This is a genomic window from Legionella clemsonensis, assembly GCF_002240035.1.
GTDB classification, from domain to species: domain Bacteria; phylum Pseudomonadota; class Gammaproteobacteria; order Legionellales; family Legionellaceae; genus Tatlockia; species Tatlockia clemsonensis.
Window position 1 is genome coordinate 2,198,968 of sequence record NZ_CP016397.1, and the last position, 16,518, is coordinate 2,215,485.

A 16,518-nucleotide genomic window follows, 5' to 3' on the forward strand; every position below is an offset into this window, starting at 1 on the left:
AAGGAATAGCAATGAAACTTGCGACTATGAAATCCCCTAATTGTCGAGATGGTGAGCTTTGTGTAGTCAATCAACAATTGACTAGAGCAGTTAAAGTGCCACAAATTGCTAAAACATTACAAAATGCCCTCGATCATTGGCAAGATGTTCAAGATAAATTAAAAGCGGTTTACTTGGCTCTTAATGAGGAACAGATAAAAGCGAGTTTTCCCTTCGAAGTCGCTCAATTTACTTCTCCTCTCCCAAGAGCTTATCAGTGGGCTGATGGGAGCGCCTATGTCAATCATGTGGAGTTGGTTCGCAAGGCTCGTGGTGCTGAAATGCCAGCTGATTTTTGGACTGATCCCTTAATGTATCAAGGCGGTTCTGACAGTTTTTTAGGACCAAGAGAACCCATTTTAGTTGCTGACGAAGCCTATGGTGTTGACTTTGAAGCTGAAGTAGCCGTTATTACTGACGATGTGCCCATGGCCATTAGCAGTCAACAGGCGATGAGGCATATTAAACTAATTTTATTGGTTAATGATGTGTCTTTTCGTAATTTAATCCCTGCAGAGCTCGCCAAGGGGTTTGGTTTCTTTCAATCTAAACCAGCAAGCAGTTTTTCACCGGTTGCAGTCACACCCGATGAATTGGCCTCATCCTGGGACGGACAACGTGTGCATTTACCCTTACTAAGCCATCTAAATGGTCAACTGTTTGGCCAACCTAATGCGGGTGTAGACATGACATTCTCTTTTCCTGAATTAATTGCTCATGCTGCAAAGACAAGATTTTTGGCAGCAGGAACAATTATAGGGTCAGGCACCGTTTCAAACCTTGATCGAAGTAAAGGATCTTCTTGTATTGCAGAAAAACGCATGTTGGAAATTCTTGCCGATGGCAAACCTAAAACCCCCTACATGAGTTATGGAGATACCATTCACATAGAGATGCTTTCCCCTCAAGGACAGTCTATATTCGGTGCTATTGAACAGACCGTTACTCCCTATGAGGTGTAACATGAAACTTTATGACTATTATCGTTCCACTGCCTGCTACCGCGTGCGTCTAGCGCTTAATATTAAAGGCATCAGTTATGAAAAAATTCCTGTGCATCTTGTTGGCCATGATGGAGAGCAGCATGGCGCTACCTATCTAGCAATTAATCCACAAGGATTAGTCCCTACCCTCGATGAAAATGACCATATTCTTTCTCAATCTTTAGCGATTATTGAATATTTGGATGAAATTAATCCTGCCCCTCCTCTATTACCCCCCACTCCCTTAGGTCGTGCTCAGGTTAGAAGTATGGCTTTAACCATTGCCTGTGACATGCACCCCTTAAATAATTTAAGGGTTCTAACGCGTCTGAGAGATCAATTTCAAGCGAGCGAAGAACAAGTAATGGATTGGTATTACCATTGGTTAAGGTTGGGATTTGATACACTGGAAAAAACACTCCAATCCCTACCCCATAAGTACTTATATTGTTATGGAAATAAACTTACCTTGGCAGATATTTGTCTTATTCCCCAAGTATATAATGCCCATCGTTTTGGTTTTTCGATGGAGGCATATCCTCTGATTAATGAAATTAATGCTCATTGCCTTACATTAGCTCCCTTTAAAGAGGCTGCGCCGTAAGCATTTTAATTACATAAAACACTCCATGACATGGATGCGTCATGGAGATTACGTCATGAAATTTTTAAACTCCTGGAATGTCAAAACTTGAAAGTTCTGGATAAAAACGGTAAAAACCTTTTGATATCAGTATAATCCCCAGAATTGCTAAAATGGCTACGACAATATAATACCCTACACCCAGGTACACTCGCTTTGAATAGGCAGCCATTGTATCGGGAATAGAAAGCCACAAAATCGATTTTATTAAAATTAACCAGCCAATAATGGTAACAATTAACACATGTGGCTCAAGAATCCAAAAATTATGAGTTACAACGATGAGCAAACCAATTACCAGTCCAAAGGATGCTGAAACGAGTACTGTTCCATAATCAGCGGTTATTGATGCAAAAAATCGTCTATAAAAATTAACTCGCGCCAAAAGAATTATCGCCATGATAAGAAAATAAAATCCCAAGATTTGGGCGAACAAATAAGAATGAAAATATGCTGAAAACATGTTTGCTCCTTAAAACTTGTCTTCATATTAATAGTATAGTACTACTATCCCTAATACGATATTTAAAACCAGGCCCTGGCAACCAATACAGTTGAAATTCCCTTAGGCGTACGTTGCAGGATACTCCACGCCGTTTTACAACGTTGGAGATGACCTAACAAGACAGTATCACTGTCACATTGATAATGTATAGGTAAATTGTCATAAATACCACCCCCATCAACAGCCTGACATTTTTCTCCTGTTATTAATTCAATGCCCCAAGGATAAGTCTCTGCCATATCCAATGGCGTATGTTGACTGTTATCAACAGCAGAAGACAAATTTATTTTGACACTCCTGCCCTCCCATGGAGACGGGGGACAAACTGCCTCAGTATGAGAGCCATAGGGCTTAATAAAACAGGGATCATAGACTTTACCTGCAGCAATACAACGCCACGCATCTTCTCGTTTGATGCGTTGAGATTGTTGAAAACATTGACCAGTCACTTCTTCTTTAATAACAACAGGTGCCTGTTGAACTACTTCACCAAAAGGACGATAAAGTTTAAGTTCTGTATCCTGAGCAAATGCAAGACACGGTGCCACCCATACACCCAATAGTGCAATTATAATTCGCATTAACTCTCCTATGCTAATCCAGATTGCTATTAAATATATTGTTCATCTAATACTGTAGCAGGTTTCCTTACTTTAAAAGACCTTATAAAAGATTTGCAGGCATCAATCATCAAAATTATGGAGAAATAAGTTTCTCATCCCAAACATCGTTATTTTTCGTAAACCTTATAACTTCAGAAAAAGTAGTTGAGCCTACCGTATAAAAAAGAAAGCTTTCAGGAGTAAAGCGAAATCCACAATAATCATCACTCATGGGTATAGGTTTATTCGCAAAACACAACGCAAGTTCCCTTTTCCTTTCATCCAATACCTTTAGACTCATTATAGGCTGCCCAGAGGTTGGCGCATAAGCGGAAAAACGCAGTTGTCTTTCTCTTGGCAACTTATTCCAATATTGCTCATTCTCTTCGTGTGTAAGCAATTCTACAGCACCCTCCAAAACAATTTGTCGCTGCTGCATCACCAAAAAAAAATTCATGGACGCAGCGGGATTACTAAGCAAATCAGCAACTTTTCTGGTTTTTCGTTGCGTAAAAAAAATTAAAGAACCATTTTTAATTTCTCGTATAGCCACAACACGACTATGCGGGAATCCAGTGGGTGAAATAGTCGATAGAACTGTATTAACTTCTAATCCCAGTTCTTTCTCCTGATTAAACCATTCATTTAGTTTATTAAAAGGCATGGCATTTTGTTATAGTTTAGTTAAGTTTCGCAAGTATAAACTACTCTACCTGTCTATTAAATATTTGATTTACTTAAACAATTAGGGCAGTTCCTATCATTTAATAACCTTGCCGTCATCTGTTGAGCTCCTCCGCTACGCTAAGGATGACCTCATTATCCCATGAATAAACCATTCATTTTAGTTTTATTACCAAGCACATTCCGTTCAGGATAATGACACTAAAATTCCGTTATCCCGAAAAGAGCAAAGCTGCTAGAAGTCCCATAAGCTGCAGGAAGATTCGTAAACACCTTTAAAACCCCGGCAGATATTTTTGCAGTTCTAGCCTATAAAAAAGAGGGGAGTTAAATAATACGCCAGTAAGGCATTACAGGCTTATATTGAACTAGGATTATTTAGTGTTATCATCGCATTTTATTTGCCCGCATTCATTTTAGATTGAAAGGGCTTTGTGAGCGCTAAAAATATTCGTTTTCCGGAGTACATATGACCGAGGTTTATACAATAAAACAATGTTTGGAAGGTGAAATCAGTGTCGATGAATCAGTCATTGTAAGAGGCTGGGTTAAAACCAGAAGAGATTCGAAAGCTGGTTTATCATTTATTAGCTTGCATGATGGCTCTTGTTTTGCACCTATCCAAATTGTAGCCACCGATAAATTGGAAAACTATAGCAGCGAAGTGACGAGATTAACTTCAGGCTGTTCTGTCATTGCTCAGGGAAAACTGGTTATTTCTCAAGGTAAAGGTCAAGCCTTTGAAATTCAAGCTGAAGCGCTTGAGGTGGTAGGTTGGGTTGAAAATCCTGATACTTATCCTATTCAAGCCAAACGACATACCCTTGAATTTTTACGGGAAGTAGCTCATTTGCGACCTCGTACAAATACGATCAGTGCAGTGGCTCGCATTCGTCATTGCTTGGCACAGGCAATTCATCGCTTTTTCGACGAGCGTGGTTTTTTCTGGGTTCATACGCCTATTATCACTTCGAGTGACTGTGAAGGCGCCGGCGAAATGTTTCGGGTAAGCACGCTTGAGCTTTTAAATTTACCTAAAACACCACAAGGACAAATTGACTTTTCTAAAGATTTCTTTGGCCGAGAAGCGTTTTTGACTGTTTCCGGTCAGCTAAATGTGGAAGCCTATTGTTTGGCAATGTCCAAAGTCTATACCTTTGGTCCTACTTTCAGAGCTGAAAATTCTAACACCAGCAGACATTTGGCAGAATTCTGGATGATAGAGCCTGAAATTGCTTTTGCAAATCTCCAGGATATCTGCCAACTAAGCCAGGATATGTTACGTTTTCTCTGCCAAACTGTACTTGAAGAACGTGCTGATGATATGAATTTCTTTAATCAGTTTGTAGCGCCAGGTTGTATTGAACGTCTGGAACATATTATCGAAACCAGTTTTGAGGTGATGTCTTACACCGATGCTATTGCAGCACTCGAGAAAGCGGATCGTAATTTTGAATATCCCGTGAGCTGGGGACTTGATTTACAATCCGAGCATGAGCGTTATCTCGCAGAAGAACTCTGTAAAAAACCAGTTATTCTGACTGATTATCCCAAAGATATTAAAGGATTTTATATGCGGCTGAATGATGATGGACGCACGGTGGCTGCAATGGATGTGCTAGCTCCTGGAATTGGTGAAATCATCGGCGGAAGTCAGCGCGAAGAGCGGCTGGAAATTTTGGATAAACGCATTGAAGAATGTGATCTGGATCGTAATTATTATCAGTGGTACCGAGATTTACGTCGCTATGGTTCCGTTCCACACGCTGGCTTTGGCTTAGGTTTTGAGCGATTAATCAGTTATGTAACTGGTGTTAACAACGTGCGTGATGTAATACCCTTTCCACGCACGCCTGGACATGCCGAATATTAATTGATAGCAGGGGAAATTACCCCTGCGTCTGATAATGCTCTTTTGCTTTCATTTAAATTACCATTGCCTCGGTCTCTAAAAAAGCCAAAAGCAACAATACCCTTCCCTTCTCCAACTGTACTTAATTGGATTCTTTTTTCTGCCAGTTTGACACTGCTTATTCTTTTGTTAATGACTCTTCTAATAGTTATCTCACTTTTTTTAACAGTCATATTTAACCTCTTTATTGCACTATCAAGTCTATAACCATAGTGTTTTTGTTGCTTCAGAGTACCGCCTTTTTTCTTTAAAAGAAAGCAATCCTCAAGTGTTGTTAAATTATTTAGCCATTTTATATTTAATAATCTCTTAATGTACATTTATTATACTCATATTACCACTTATTGAGGGGCATTTGATTATGGAACCTGCAGTTATTAACTTTCGTCACTCATTCCTTGCTTATTTGACTAGCCCCTCATCCAATCGAAAAGCTTTAATTAAAGCAAGCGAGCAGTTAATGGAATTAGCCGACGAGCAAGCAAATGCTAAAGCAAAAGCTAAAAATAATGAGGAAGCAAGTGCTGATGAGATTGGTAATGAACTTATTTGTTTAATTGATGAGGCACTTTTACATATTAGCGTTTCTCAATTAAAACTTGATAATTTGCAAAATTTAATTAATACCCTCGATAACCAACAAATAAATGCTATTGGAGTATTAACAGCTTTTACAGGAAAATATACAGACCCTGATCACCCAGCCCAACCTGTTTCAGAGGAACAATATAGGGTATTAGCTTCTATTTATGAAATAGAACTTGATGGGCATCGAATTAAAGAAGTAGACGAAAAAGCCGGTGAAGCTGCTATAAAACTTGGCAAAAAACTTCTAAATATTACTCAGACAATATTTGAAAAAAAGAGTCTGGGAGAAGAGGAGGAAAACGCTTACAAAAATGCATATGACGAAGCTAAAGGTCAAGGTATTGAACATCATCGTGGCATTAAAGAAAAATTTTACCGATTTTTAAAAGTCTTAAGTTGCCTGTTTATCGTACCTGCTATTTACCATGCCAAAAATGCGGAAAAAACCGGCAGCTTTTGGGGACATGTTAAAACAAAAACAGAAGAAGACATTGAAAAATCGCAAGAAGCAATAGAAAAATATAAAAATAACCAGTCACCTTCCTAAGCCGCAAAAGATTCTGATCCAAAGATCAGAATCTTTTAATTCTTAGTGCCAATATTGACGTTGAAAATCCCTTACAGCACGTTCAGCTTCTTCACGTGAATAACCGTAATGTTTCTGAAGTTTGCCATATATTTCTTCTTGATTACCTTCTAATTCTCTTAAATCATCATCAGTTAACCAACCCCAAAATTGTTTCATTTTACCTTTGGTTTCTTCCCATTTGCCCTCGAAAATGTCCCTATTCATAATTTATCTCCTAAAATAAATGAATTTTACCCACCCGATAGATAGCAGGTCGGATTTTAAGCATAGTAGACAAATTTAAATTTCGCAAAATTAGGATTTAGCTGGATAACAAACCATCTTGAATAGTTAAAATTTTATCCATTTTTCTTGCCAATTGTACATCATGAGTCACAATGACAAGGGCTGTATTTAAATTTTCATTTAAACCCAACATGAGTTCAAATATTTTTAATGCGGTAGCATGATCTAAATTTCCTGTTGGCTCATCCGCTAACACACACTGAGGTTGATGCACCAAGGCTCGCGCAATTGCGACACGTTGTCTTTCTCCGCCAGACAACTGTGACGGTTTATGATTTAGACGTTGAGCAAGGCCGACTTGTTGCAGGATATTTTCAGCGCTAGCTTGTGCTTGGGCAATGGATTGATTGCCCAATAAAAGGGGCATAGAGACATTCTCCAATGCTGTAAATTCAGGTAATAAATGATGAAATTGGTAAACAAAACCTAACTGACGGTTACGTAATTGACAGCGCTGTTTTTCTGAAAGACTTTGCCAATTCACATTGTCAATTAATACCTCTCCTCCTGTTGCTTTATCTAATCCACCTAATAAATGCAAAAGCGTGCTCTTCCCAGAGCCAGAAGGACCCACTATTGCTACGCGTTCCCCTGGTTGAATAACAAAATTAATCCCCCTCAATACTTCAACCGAATTGGTTCCGTCATGATAAGATTTGCTTAAATTTTCACACTTTAAAATCGGATTACTCATAATGTAAGGCCTCCGCAATAACGGTCTTTGAGGCTCGCCATGCCGGGTAAATGGTCGCCAGGAAGCTCATTAATAAGGCCATTGCACACACTAACCACAAATCACTTAGCAAGATTTTCGACGGTAGGTAATCTACGAAATAAATATTGGATGATAAAATCTGCGTATTAAATAGCGCTTGTAATTTATTAACGATAGTAGTGGCATTAGAAGCAAGAATTAAACCACCGATAAGACCCAACAAGGTACCAATCACACCTACCATCATACCCTGCACGATAAATATCCAAAGGATTTTAGCAGGTGTTGCACCAATTGTTCGTAAAATTGCAATTTCAGCCTGTTTGTCATTAACTACCATCACCAGTGAGGAAACCAGATTAAAGGCGGCCACCGCAATAATTAACAACAAAATAAGAAACATCATGGTCTTTTCCATTTTGACAGCCTGGAAAAATGCTCCAAATTGTTGCGTCCAGTTTCCAACCTCATAGGCTTCACCTAATTTTGCAGCGAGTTGGTCAGACAGAGCAGGTGCATTGTAGATATTGGCTATTTTCATTTTGAGACCAGTCACATCTTTACCTAATTGGACTAATTTCTGTGCATCGCCCAGATTAATAAAGGCAAGTTTGGTATCAAAATTAAATCCTGCCCCTGCAGAAAACACCCCTACTACAGTGAAGCGCTTGAAACGAGGAATCATACCGGCTGGCGTAACGGTAGCTTGCGGAATCATAATCGTTACTTTATCTCCCAGCATTAGACCTAAACTATCAGCAAGCCCCCTTCCGAGGATGAGGCCAAAATTTTTAAGGTCAGATAGATCCCCTGCAAGCATTTTATCATTAAGTTGAGTGACCGTTTGTTCCTGTGCGGGGTCAACACCCGTTAAAACAATAGGTAATACTTGCCCTTCATGCGTTAGCAAACCTTGTCCCCCAACATAAGGAGCAATTGCCTTTATGCCAGGTGCCGCCTTCAGATCTTTTTCAAGAGCTTGCCAATCACTGATTCTACCATTTTTACCACTTACAGTAATTTCTGGCGCCATGCCAAAAAAGCGCTTATGAATTTCTTCATCAAAACCGTTCATTACCGACAGTACAGTAATTAATACCATGACGCCCAAGCCAATCCCAAGCATGGAACTTAACGATATAAAAGAGACAAAATGATTTCTTTTCTTGGCACGCGTATAGCGTAACCCGATAAATAATGCCAGTGGCTTGAACATAAGTGATCTATTTTGCTAAATAGCTCTATTGTAGTGAAATTTGCTGCTGCATGATAGCCGTTATAGCAAATCTCTTCATTCATTATCAGCTAATGCACACAGTTATCCACAGAATCTGTGGATAGAAGTCTGCTCTTTTAGTTCTGAACTAATCTCCTTCAGCAATCAAAATGCAAAATAAATAACCACGGGAAAAACAGCAACATTTAAATTATGAAAGTTAGTTCTTTTATTATTATTCAACCTACTGTTAAAATTTCTTTTCTATAAAAACCAGAGGGATCCGGGTTGAACAGTGCTGCAAAATTCGAAAAATTCAATCGTCTTTATCCCATTAATATTAGTAGCGGCACCCTTGAAGCATTAAAATGGTTGGCAATGGTATCAATGACTATCGATCATTTTAATCGATTTTTCTTGAATGCCAGTAGCTATCCAGCCTACTGCGCCGGCAGATTAGCCATGCCCTTATTTGCATTTATTTTTGCCTATAATTTGGCACGTCCTGAAGCCTTTGCTCGTGGTCTTTATACTCGCGTATTTAAGCGCCTTATTTTTTTTGGCGTATTAGCAACACCAGCCTATATGGCTATGCGACATTTACAACATCTATGGCCTTTAAACATTCTTTTCATGCTTTTTCTAGCCGCAGTTTTATTTTTGTTGTTGGAGAAAAGGAATCCATTTACGATTTTTCTTGCCATTTTTATATTTCTTTTTGGAGGTGCCTTTGTTGAATATAGTTGGCAAGGTTTACTCTTTTGCCTAAGTTGCTGGTTTTTTTGTCGCAATCCATCCATTTTAGCAGTAATCGCTTGCTTTTTTTCTTATTTTTTACTGGACAGTCTCAATGAAAATCACTGGGCGTTGGTTAGCTTGCCACTTATTATTCTGGCTACCCAACTACAATTAAACATTCCGCGCATCCCTTATTTTTTTTATATTTATTACCCGGCGCACTTAACCTTATTCTGGTTGGTCAGCACATGGATTTAGCCATTCGGCGACTTCACAAACAATCAGTTATACTAACTATTAGTACCAGGAAGAGTCCTGATTCTTACCACATCAGGAGATGGGATGAAGAAATTATCATTTGCCACATCAAAAATTGGCTCCATTGGTGTTGAGCTTGAACTACAGCTCATTGATCCTCAATCATTTTATTTGATTGCGCGTTCTAAAGATCTTATTCGTAATATTGGAGAAAGTGCCTATAAAGAAATTATTAAACCTGAAATTACTCAAAGTATGATTGAAATTAATTCTTCCATCCATCATTCAATTACCGACCTTTTAGAGGAACTTTTTCGTCTTAAGACTTTCTTGCTGCAACAGGCGGAGCAATTAAATATTGCGATTTGCGGCGGAGGTACACATCCTTATCTAAAATGGAGTAGACAAAAAATATTTCCGACACCACGTTATAAGAAAATTGCCACTAAATTCAGATATTTATCGAAACGCTCTACTGTATTTGGCCAACATATTCACGTCGGGTGTGATAGCGCCGAGAATGCGCTTTATCTTACTCATGCGTTGGCCCGTTACACGCCTCATTTCATTGCTATTGCTGCTTCCTCTCCATTTTACCAAGGTGCTGATACTGGCTATGCTTCATCGCGCTCTAATGTATTTAGTTCATTTCCGCAAAGTGGCCATATCCCTTACCTACTAAACTGGACAGAATTTTCCGAATATTACTACAAGATGCGCAAACTGGGTATTATTGTAAGTATGAAGGATTTTTATTGGGATATTCGTCCAAAACCTGAATTCGGTACTGTTGAGATTAGGGTTTGTGATACTCCTTTAACAATTAACAAAGCAGCCGATTTGACAGCCTATATCCAGGCGCTAGCACTTTATCTACTTCAAGAAAGGCCATTGAACATAAGTAAAGATTTATACTATCTCTATACTCATAATCGCTTTCAAGCAAGTCGATATGGTCTTGAAGGCCTATTTGTTAATCCTTACTCTTTTAAAGAGATTACCCTGGTAGAAGATATTCTCACCACCCTTAAAATTATTGAGCCCTATACAGTGAGTCTTAATAATGAACCTTATATTGCACGTTTGGTCAGTGATGTGACTGAGAAGAGAAATGATTCAGCATTGTTAAGGCAACTTTTTAAAGAACGCGGCTTTCTTCTTAAGGTAGTCAGCGAACAATGTGCAATTTGGAAACAATCTGCTGCAAAGCACTAACGGTCAGGTCACACGTGTTGTCGTTTTTTCTTAAAAAGCTGAAAAGGCCCTAAAAAGCCACAATTTCAGGTTTTTTTTCCCCCATTCATAAAATTTCTGTCTATATTATGAATAAGAAGCTGTTAGCGAAGGGATCAGTAAGCATTAAAAGCAACAAAGGCTTGATGTCTAAGCACTAAACTTCTTATAAAATGGAATTTATGGAGTGATCATGCCAGTACACGAACGACGTCAGCATTTCCGCATTGAGGATCAAATTTATTTTGATTATAAATTAATTCAAACTGAAGAGTTTTGTTCTGATAAAGCGCTTACAGAGGATTTATTGGGTCAAAGCGGCAAAAGATACCTTGAGACAACGCAGTATTTTCAAAGCCTTGATTATGAATTGTCTGAGCTTACACAATCACTCGCCTTACGCGAACCTGCTCTGGCACACTATCTCAACCTGTTAAATGCAAAAATTGATCACCTGGCACGGAATCTTTTGATCGGAGATAAAATTCATTTACGCAAGGTGAACATCAGTCTCGGTGGGATGTCATTTAAGACTAAAGAACGCATTAAAGAAAAGACGCACATGAAAATAGTCATCTATACCAAACCTAAAATGCTACCTATTGTTCTTGATGCTGTCGTAGTCTACAGCCAGTTCCATAATGAAAATCAATACCGTACTGCAGTACAATTTGAAGAATTAAGTACTGAGCAAGAACAATTACTTTCCCAGCATATTATGCTTGCCCAGTCCAAATGTCGAGCGGATTAACTCAACAAGATTATCATTGCTGATCATTGGCTATTGCCGCATAATCAGCATTTATAGTTTGAAGTTAGGGTAAACGATGACAAGACTGATTTACTGTGAAAAATTACATCAAGAAACAGAGGGTTTGGAGGCTCCTCCTTTTCCAGGCCCTTTAGGTGAAAAAATTTTTAACCATATATCAAAACAAGCCTGGCAAATGTGGCTTGCCCATCAAACCATGCTAATTAATGAATATCGCTTGAGCTTAATTGATCCGAAAGCTCGCGAGTTTCTTACTGCTGAAATGAAAAAATATTTTTTTGGTGAAGGTTCAGAAAAACCCGCAGGTTTTGTCCCAGAAAAATAAAGGAATTGATTATGTTTCATGAGCTGCTCGTGCTAAATGAAGAAGTTAAAACTGCCATACATAATAAGCAACCTATTGTGGTTCTGGAATCAACCATCATTTCTCATGGTATGTCTTATCCTGAGAATTTGGTTACCGCTCACATGGTCGAGCAGATAATCCGTAAGAATGGCGCAGTGCCCGCAACCATTGCCCTTCATCAGGGAAAAATCCATGTGGGTATTAATCAGGAGCTCATGGAGCATTTGGCTTCCAGTGATGAAGTCATTAAAGCGTCCCGGCGCGATATTGCTTTTGTCTTAAGCACTAAAAAAACAGCAAGCACCACCGTGGCTGCTACCATGTTTTGCTCTCATCTAGCCAATCTCCCTCTTTTTGTGACCGGCGGTATTGGGGGTGTCCATCAGCGCGTAGAGGAAAATTTTGATATTTCTGCAGACTTAATCGAGTTAGCAGCCACACCAATCACAGTCGTCTGTTCAGGCGCCAAATCTATTCTGGATCTACCAAAAACATTAGAAGTGCTGGAGACTCATGGTGTACCTGTAATTGGTTATCGCACTGATGAATTTCCTGCATTTTATAGCCATTCAAGCGGAATTCCGCTGTTGCATCGCCTGGATACTGCAAAAGAGATCGCTAGCTTAATATATTACCAACACCAATTAAAACTTAATAATGGCATTGTTATCGCTAACCCTATCCCCAAGGAAGTAGAAATTCCTGACGAAAAAATTCTGCCTGTTATCAAACAAGCACTGGGTGAAGCCAATCACATTGAAGGCAAAGCCATTACTCCGTTTTTACTACAACGCATTGCCGACTTAACAGCTGGGCAAAGTATCCAAGCCAACATTGAGTTAATTAAAAATAACGCTATTTTAGGAACCGAAATAGCGATTGCTTATCAACAACTAACAGAAAATAACTGATTTTAAATAACTCAGTTTGGATTAATTTTTAGCCTAAAATTAAATCGTTAAGCCAAGTAGTTAATCAGAGAGTTTATCCCACAGATTTTTTTGAAAAAAAACAGCAAACTCTACTTGACTCAAATTCATTCTCGGAGTTTAATAGCAACCTCTTCGGCCAGATAGCTCAGTCGGTAGAGCAGAGGACTGAAAATCCTCGTGTCGGCAGTTCGATTCTGCCTCTGGCCACCATTAGAATGGGTCTTCCCCAAATCCGGGGGCACTTTACTCATCCACAAAGCACTCTAACTCTTAATCTATAATTTTCAAAATTTCTAAACCCATAAGCCCTGCGTTGAATCAATTTCATCTTTCGATGAAACCCTTCAGTTATTCCATTATTCTGGGTCTTCCCCAAATCCGGGGGCACTTTACTCATCCACAAAGCACTCTAACTCTTAATCTATAATTTTCAAAATTTCGGGTCTTCCCCAAATCCGGGGGCACTTTACTCATCCACAAAGCACTCTAACTCGGGTCTTCCCCAAATCCGGGGGCACTTTACTCATCCACAAAGCACTCTAACTCTTAATCTATAATTTTCAAAATTTCTAAACCCATAAGCCCTGCGTTGAATCAATTTCATCTTTCGATGAAACCCTTCAGTTATTCCATTATTCTTAGTAAAACGAAGCATTCTAACGACTTCCTCTCTCCATTTAAATAGTGTATTTCCTAAAGTTCTAAGCGATTGAAAAGCGCTTTGCTTTAGTTCTTTAACCATTTCCAAGAATTGCGGTAATAAGCGTTTACACTCTTTTGCTGTACAATGCTTCTTAGTTAATAGTTCATGCAACTGTTGTTTAAAATCATAAATCGCAGCAATCGCGGGTTGTTGTTTCAGGTATTGGTCGCGTTTGCTTAAACGTAATGACGTTAGATTCTCTGGCTTTGTCTTCAAAGCCATGAGTGTGCCTCTTTGATACTTCATTGTGGGATCAATTTGATGAAAGGTTTGCATGCTCAGTTGGTTAATTAATCGGATGACATGAAAGCGATCAGCCACAATCTTGGCCTTAGGAAAGTGGCGTTTCACCAAAGCCCGATAGCTGCTACTTAAATCGATACACACGACACGTACACGCTCTTTGCCTTCCAATGTTTTAAAATAAGCCTCTAAATCTCGCCCTGAGCGGCCTTTAACAATATCAAAAACCTTATGCTTACCTAAATCACATAAGGTAGTTACATAGCCCTGCTTCTTTGTAAACGAGTGTTCATCAATACCCAATACACGAGGACATAAGGGTGATGTAATCCGTTTCTCTTGCCGTTCATAACCATAATGATACCAACGTTCTATCGTTGATTTGCCTGTATGGAAATGACGGCTTAAATCTTTTTGACTAACACCCTCTGTATGATGGTGAAACACCTCTTTACGCAAGCTTTCTGTAGCTCGCTGGTATTTACCTATCCCCGGAAAACGCTGATTAAAATAGCGCTTACACCCATAGCACTGAAACTTATGCGATTTAATAAGTAAATAGCTATAACGTAATCCGATAGACTCATGACGTATCTTTCGATTAAAGCTATCTTTCTTCCTTAATCGCTTGCCATTGCAGTAAATACAACGCACAACTCGAGTATATCTTACTTCAATATAAACAGGATTGTTTCCTGTCACCTTGACTATTGTATAGCCAGGTAAATTTAGGATAATATCTTTTCTTGGCACTTTAATCCTCTTTTGATTGCGGAATCAAAGAGTTAGATTACTATAATCTGATTAAAGTGCCCCTACATTTGGGGTAGAGCCTTCTCCCTCTGGCTGCCATGAAAACATAAGCATAATCAATAAGTTAAAGTTGATTTACTAAACCTTTAAAAAATTGCGCAATTTCACTTCCGTTATTGAATCTTATTGAATAAGATGTAATGCATTCATCAACCGTTCTTTAAATTTTATTGTTTTAGCTAATCCCATTATTTACTTTGGGTTATTTGAATCCCATTTTCGTGGCTTAAGGACAGAGACATGCAAAGAAATTGCAAAAAAAATACTTTAATGAACATTGTTTTGTTTTCCTTGCTAAGCACAGCAGCACATGCGGGAACGCCTCTTTGGACCATCTTTCCAGCACCTGGAAGTAATCCAACCCAAATTGTCCCGGAAAATGGTACAGCAACAGTAAATTATAGGGTTCAAAACCAATCCAGCAAATCTAAAAGACTCACAATTCAGCCTATACCTGGTATAATTCAAACCACAACCTGCAAACTGACACCCAAAGGAAAGATAGGCAGTAGCTGTTCCTTAATTCTTGCCATAACCGGTAGTGCGCTACCGAAGAATGGGGTTCATGGTGGGCCTGTACTGTGTCAATCTAACCCAGATGGTAGCCCAAATCCAAACCAATGCTACCAACCTAATATGGCTAACAGTTTAAATATTACTCGCCGTCCTTCTGCAGGCGCTGTGATAACGGTGAACCCAACCTCCTTAAATTTGTTCAGGGGAAAAATTGGTTTAGTGACTATAACCAATAGTGCGACGTCGCCAGAACCCGCATACAATGTGGGTGCCTCTATTCCTTTAGGAAGCAATATCAGCGTGCAAAGCACAACCTGCGGTACAAGCCTTGCAATTGGTGCACGCTGTACTATACGTTTTACGGCTCCTGTACCAGTAGATCCTACGACTATAGCCATCAATGGTACAAATACAAATACGGTGAATATCACTGTGACTGTGACGAACCAGCCTCAAATTAGCATCACCAATCCGGTACAGCAAAGCAGGGTAGTTACCGTATTTGGAATGACACCCTTGTCTTTAGAAATCACTAATAATGCGGACAGTGCCGTCAATGCACAGGCAATTACAGTCAGTAATAAAGCAGGCTGCCCAAATTTATCTGTAGATGACAGTGCCTGCTCTAGCTTAGCCCCTGGAGCGAGTTGTCTTCTGGAGCTAACATCCAATACGCCCTACGCACCCTGTATGATTACTGTCAGTGGCAGCAATACCGCCAATAGCCCGCAATCTTTGATTGCCTTTTTTCATTTGGGAGGATTGGTTTTTCAAGAAAACAACGGCAGTGGCAAGGTAATTATAGATGTGGCACAACAGTTTAATAGCCTATGGACTATCCTCCCTTCTGATATTAGTAACGCAACCAGCCTTACTGACGGCTTTGCTAATACCGGGGCCATTGTAAATGATCTAGCTTGTTCAGGTGATACTGCCAACTGTGCTGCTCAAAAATGTCAAGACATCAGTCCAGAGTGGTATCTTCCTGCAATAAAAGAATGGTCTGCGGTCCATAATGCCTTATGTTCTAATAACGCAATACCCTGTAACTTTGGCAATTTTTTGATGGGGTTCTACTGGAGTTCCTCGCAGTTCGATACCGACTTTGCCTGGTTTTTAAGTTTCCCCCTGGGCGTTGAAAATAATACTGTTTTTAACAAAACCAGCAATTTAATTGTACGATGTGTGCGAGTTTTTTAATGC

At 39.3% G+C, this 16,518-nt stretch carries 18 protein-coding genes, 1 tRNA gene and 1 pseudogene; 11 read left to right on the plus strand and 9 right to left on the minus strand.

From position 1 onward, the window contains the following. Positions 1–11: 11 nt before the first annotated feature. Together clem_RS09560 and maiA are read left to right on the plus strand one after the other, a co-directional pair. Complete coding sequence (locus clem_RS09560) at positions 12–1,001, plus strand: fumarylacetoacetate hydrolase family protein (RefSeq protein ID WP_094091349.1); 990 nt, start codon at positions 12–14, stop codon at positions 999–1,001. 1 nt (position 1,002) lies between these two features. Continuing rightward, a complete protein-coding gene (gene maiA / locus clem_RS09565) occupies positions 1,003–1,626 on the plus strand; it encodes a maleylacetoacetate isomerase (RefSeq protein ID WP_094091350.1) in 624 nt (207 codons plus the stop codon). Between the two features lie 64 nt (positions 1,627–1,690). Here the strand turns inward: maiA and clem_RS09570 are convergent, their stop codons facing one another. From clem_RS09570 to clem_RS09580, 3 genes are all read right to left on the minus strand, one after another. Beyond that, entirely contained in the window at positions 1,691–2,128 is a 438-nt protein-coding gene (locus clem_RS09570) for a hypothetical protein (protein ID WP_094091351.1), read from the minus strand. Positions 2,129–2,190: 62 nt separating this feature from the next. After that, on the minus strand, positions 2,191–2,751 hold the full coding sequence (locus tag clem_RS09575; protein ID WP_094091352.1) for a hypothetical protein: 561 nt from the start codon (positions 2,749–2,751) through the stop codon (positions 2,191–2,193). 115 nt (positions 2,752–2,866) lie between these two features. Further along, the gene (locus clem_RS09580; protein WP_094091353.1) at positions 2,867–3,436 is read right to left on the minus strand and encodes a pyridoxine/pyridoxamine 5'-phosphate oxidase; all 570 of its coding nucleotides are present in this window, start codon (positions 3,434–3,436) and stop codon (positions 2,867–2,869) included. A gap of 489 nt (positions 3,437–3,925) precedes the next feature. On the opposite strand from clem_RS09580, the gene asnS reads away from it, so the two are divergent. Further along, positions 3,926–5,329, plus strand: coding sequence for an asparagine--tRNA ligase (gene asnS / locus clem_RS09585; protein WP_094091354.1), 1,404 nt, complete (start codon positions 3,926–3,928; stop codon positions 5,327–5,329). Here asnS and clem_RS09590 read toward each other — a convergent pair. Beyond that, entirely contained in the window at positions 5,326–5,688 is a 363-nt protein-coding gene (locus tag clem_RS09590; protein WP_094091355.1) for a hypothetical protein, read from the minus strand. The two genes, asnS and clem_RS09590, sit on opposite strands and share 4 nt — an antisense overlap. 140 nt (positions 5,689–5,828) lie before the next feature. Here clem_RS09590 and clem_RS09595 point away from each other — a divergent pair, with 140 nt between their 5' ends. After that, positions 5,829–6,503, plus strand: coding sequence for a hypothetical protein (locus clem_RS09595; protein WP_157698223.1), 675 nt, complete (start codon positions 5,829–5,831; stop codon positions 6,501–6,503). Between the two features lie 42 nt (positions 6,504–6,545). Here the strand turns inward: clem_RS09595 and clem_RS09600 are convergent, their stop codons facing one another. From clem_RS09600 to clem_RS09610, 3 genes are all read right to left on the minus strand, one after another. Further along, positions 6,546–6,749, minus strand: coding sequence for a CsbD family protein (locus tag clem_RS09600; RefSeq protein ID WP_094091357.1), 204 nt, complete (start codon positions 6,747–6,749; stop codon positions 6,546–6,548). Positions 6,750–6,846: 97 nt separating this feature from the next. Then, the gene (gene lolD, locus clem_RS09605; RefSeq protein ID WP_094091358.1) at positions 6,847–7,524 is read right to left on the minus strand and encodes a lipoprotein-releasing ABC transporter ATP-binding protein LolD; all 678 of its coding nucleotides are present in this window, start codon (positions 7,522–7,524) and stop codon (positions 6,847–6,849) included. Beyond that, positions 7,517–8,761, minus strand: a complete 1,245-nt coding sequence (locus clem_RS09610; protein WP_094091359.1) for a lipoprotein-releasing ABC transporter permease subunit — start codon at positions 8,759–8,761, stop codon at positions 7,517–7,519. Before clem_RS09610 ends, lolD begins: the two co-directional genes overlap by 8 nt. A gap of 288 nt (positions 8,762–9,049) precedes the next feature. On the opposite strand from clem_RS09610, the gene clem_RS09615 reads away from it, so the two are divergent. From clem_RS09615 to clem_RS09640, 6 genes are all read left to right on the plus strand, one after another. After that, positions 9,050–9,757 (plus strand): TraX family protein, encoded by a 708-nt coding sequence (locus clem_RS09615; protein ID WP_094091360.1) that lies wholly within the window; start codon positions 9,050–9,052, stop codon positions 9,755–9,757. 84 nt (positions 9,758–9,841) lie between these two features. Beyond that, positions 9,842–10,972, plus strand: a complete 1,131-nt coding sequence (locus clem_RS09620; protein WP_094091361.1) for a YbdK family carboxylate-amine ligase — start codon at positions 9,842–9,844, stop codon at positions 10,970–10,972. Positions 10,973–11,183: 211 nt separating this feature from the next. After that, positions 11,184–11,741: a PilZ domain-containing protein gene (locus clem_RS09625; RefSeq protein ID WP_094091362.1), complete on the plus strand. Its 558-nt coding sequence runs from the start codon at positions 11,184–11,186 to the stop codon at positions 11,739–11,741. A 76-nt stretch (positions 11,742–11,817) separates the two neighbouring features. Continuing rightward, a complete protein-coding gene (locus clem_RS09630) occupies positions 11,818–12,087 on the plus strand; it encodes an oxidative damage protection protein (RefSeq protein ID WP_094091363.1) in 270 nt (89 codons plus the stop codon). Positions 12,088–12,098: 11 nt separating this feature from the next. Then, positions 12,099–13,019, plus strand: coding sequence for a pseudouridine-5'-phosphate glycosidase (locus clem_RS09635; RefSeq protein ID WP_094091364.1), 921 nt, complete (start codon positions 12,099–12,101; stop codon positions 13,017–13,019). 155 nt (positions 13,020–13,174) lie between these two features. Next, positions 13,175–13,250, plus strand: a tRNA-Phe gene (locus clem_RS09640). Positions 13,251–13,287: 37 nt separating this feature from the next. Here the strand turns inward: clem_RS09640 and clem_RS09645 are convergent. Together clem_RS09645 and clem_RS09650 are read right to left on the minus strand one after the other, a co-directional pair. Continuing rightward, a pseudogene (locus tag clem_RS09645) lies at positions 13,288–13,407 on the minus strand (transposase); the annotation flags it as partial. Between the two features lie 156 nt (positions 13,408–13,563). Further along, the gene (locus clem_RS09650; RefSeq protein WP_094090993.1) at positions 13,564–14,739 is read right to left on the minus strand and encodes an ISL3 family transposase; all 1,176 of its coding nucleotides are present in this window, start codon (positions 14,737–14,739) and stop codon (positions 13,564–13,566) included. Between the two features lie 300 nt (positions 14,740–15,039). Between clem_RS09650 and clem_RS09655 the strand changes: the two genes are divergently transcribed. Continuing rightward, positions 15,040–16,515, plus strand: a complete 1,476-nt coding sequence (locus clem_RS09655) for a DUF1566 domain-containing protein (protein ID WP_232505449.1) — start codon at positions 15,040–15,042, stop codon at positions 16,513–16,515. Positions 16,516–16,518 lie beyond the last annotated feature (3 nt).

Coding starts and splice junctions, on each gene's coding strand:
- maiA (WP_094091350.1), top strand. CDS start 1,003: ATGAAACTTTATGACTATTATCGTTCCACTGCCTGCTACCGCGTGCGT.
- clem_RS09635 (WP_094091364.1), top strand. CDS start 12,099: ATGTTTCATGAGCTGCTCGTGCTAAATGAAGAAGTTAAAACTGCCATA.
- clem_RS09590 (WP_094091355.1), bottom strand. CDS start 5,688: ATGTACATTAAGAGATTATTAAATATAAAATGGCTAAATAATTTAACA.
- clem_RS09580 (WP_094091353.1), bottom strand. CDS start 3,436: ATGCCTTTTAATAAACTAAATGAATGGTTTAATCAGGAGAAAGAACTG.
- clem_RS09655 (WP_232505449.1), top strand. CDS start 15,040: ATGCAAAGAAATTGCAAAAAAAATACTTTAATGAACATTGTTTTGTTT.
- clem_RS09570 (WP_094091351.1), bottom strand. CDS start 2,128: ATGTTTTCAGCATATTTTCATTCTTATTTGTTCGCCCAAATCTTGGGA.
- lolD (WP_094091358.1), bottom strand. CDS start 7,524: ATGAGTAATCCGATTTTAAAGTGTGAAAATTTAAGCAAATCTTATCAT.
- clem_RS09560 (WP_094091349.1), top strand. CDS start 12: ATGAAACTTGCGACTATGAAATCCCCTAATTGTCGAGATGGTGAGCTT.
- asnS (WP_094091354.1), top strand. CDS start 3,926: ATGACCGAGGTTTATACAATAAAACAATGTTTGGAAGGTGAAATCAGT.
- clem_RS09575 (WP_094091352.1), bottom strand. CDS start 2,751: ATGCGAATTATAATTGCACTATTGGGTGTATGGGTGGCACCGTGTCTT.
- clem_RS09600 (WP_094091357.1), bottom strand. CDS start 6,749: ATGAATAGGGACATTTTCGAGGGCAAATGGGAAGAAACCAAAGGTAAA.
- clem_RS09595 (WP_157698223.1), top strand. CDS start 5,829: ATGGAATTAGCCGACGAGCAAGCAAATGCTAAAGCAAAAGCTAAAAAT.
- clem_RS09630 (WP_094091363.1), top strand. CDS start 11,818: ATGACAAGACTGATTTACTGTGAAAAATTACATCAAGAAACAGAGGGT.
- clem_RS09620 (WP_094091361.1), top strand. CDS start 9,842: ATGAAGAAATTATCATTTGCCACATCAAAAATTGGCTCCATTGGTGTT.
- clem_RS09625 (WP_094091362.1), top strand. CDS start 11,184: ATGCCAGTACACGAACGACGTCAGCATTTCCGCATTGAGGATCAAATT.
- clem_RS09610 (WP_094091359.1), bottom strand. CDS start 8,761: ATGTTCAAGCCACTGGCATTATTTATCGGGTTACGCTATACGCGTGCC.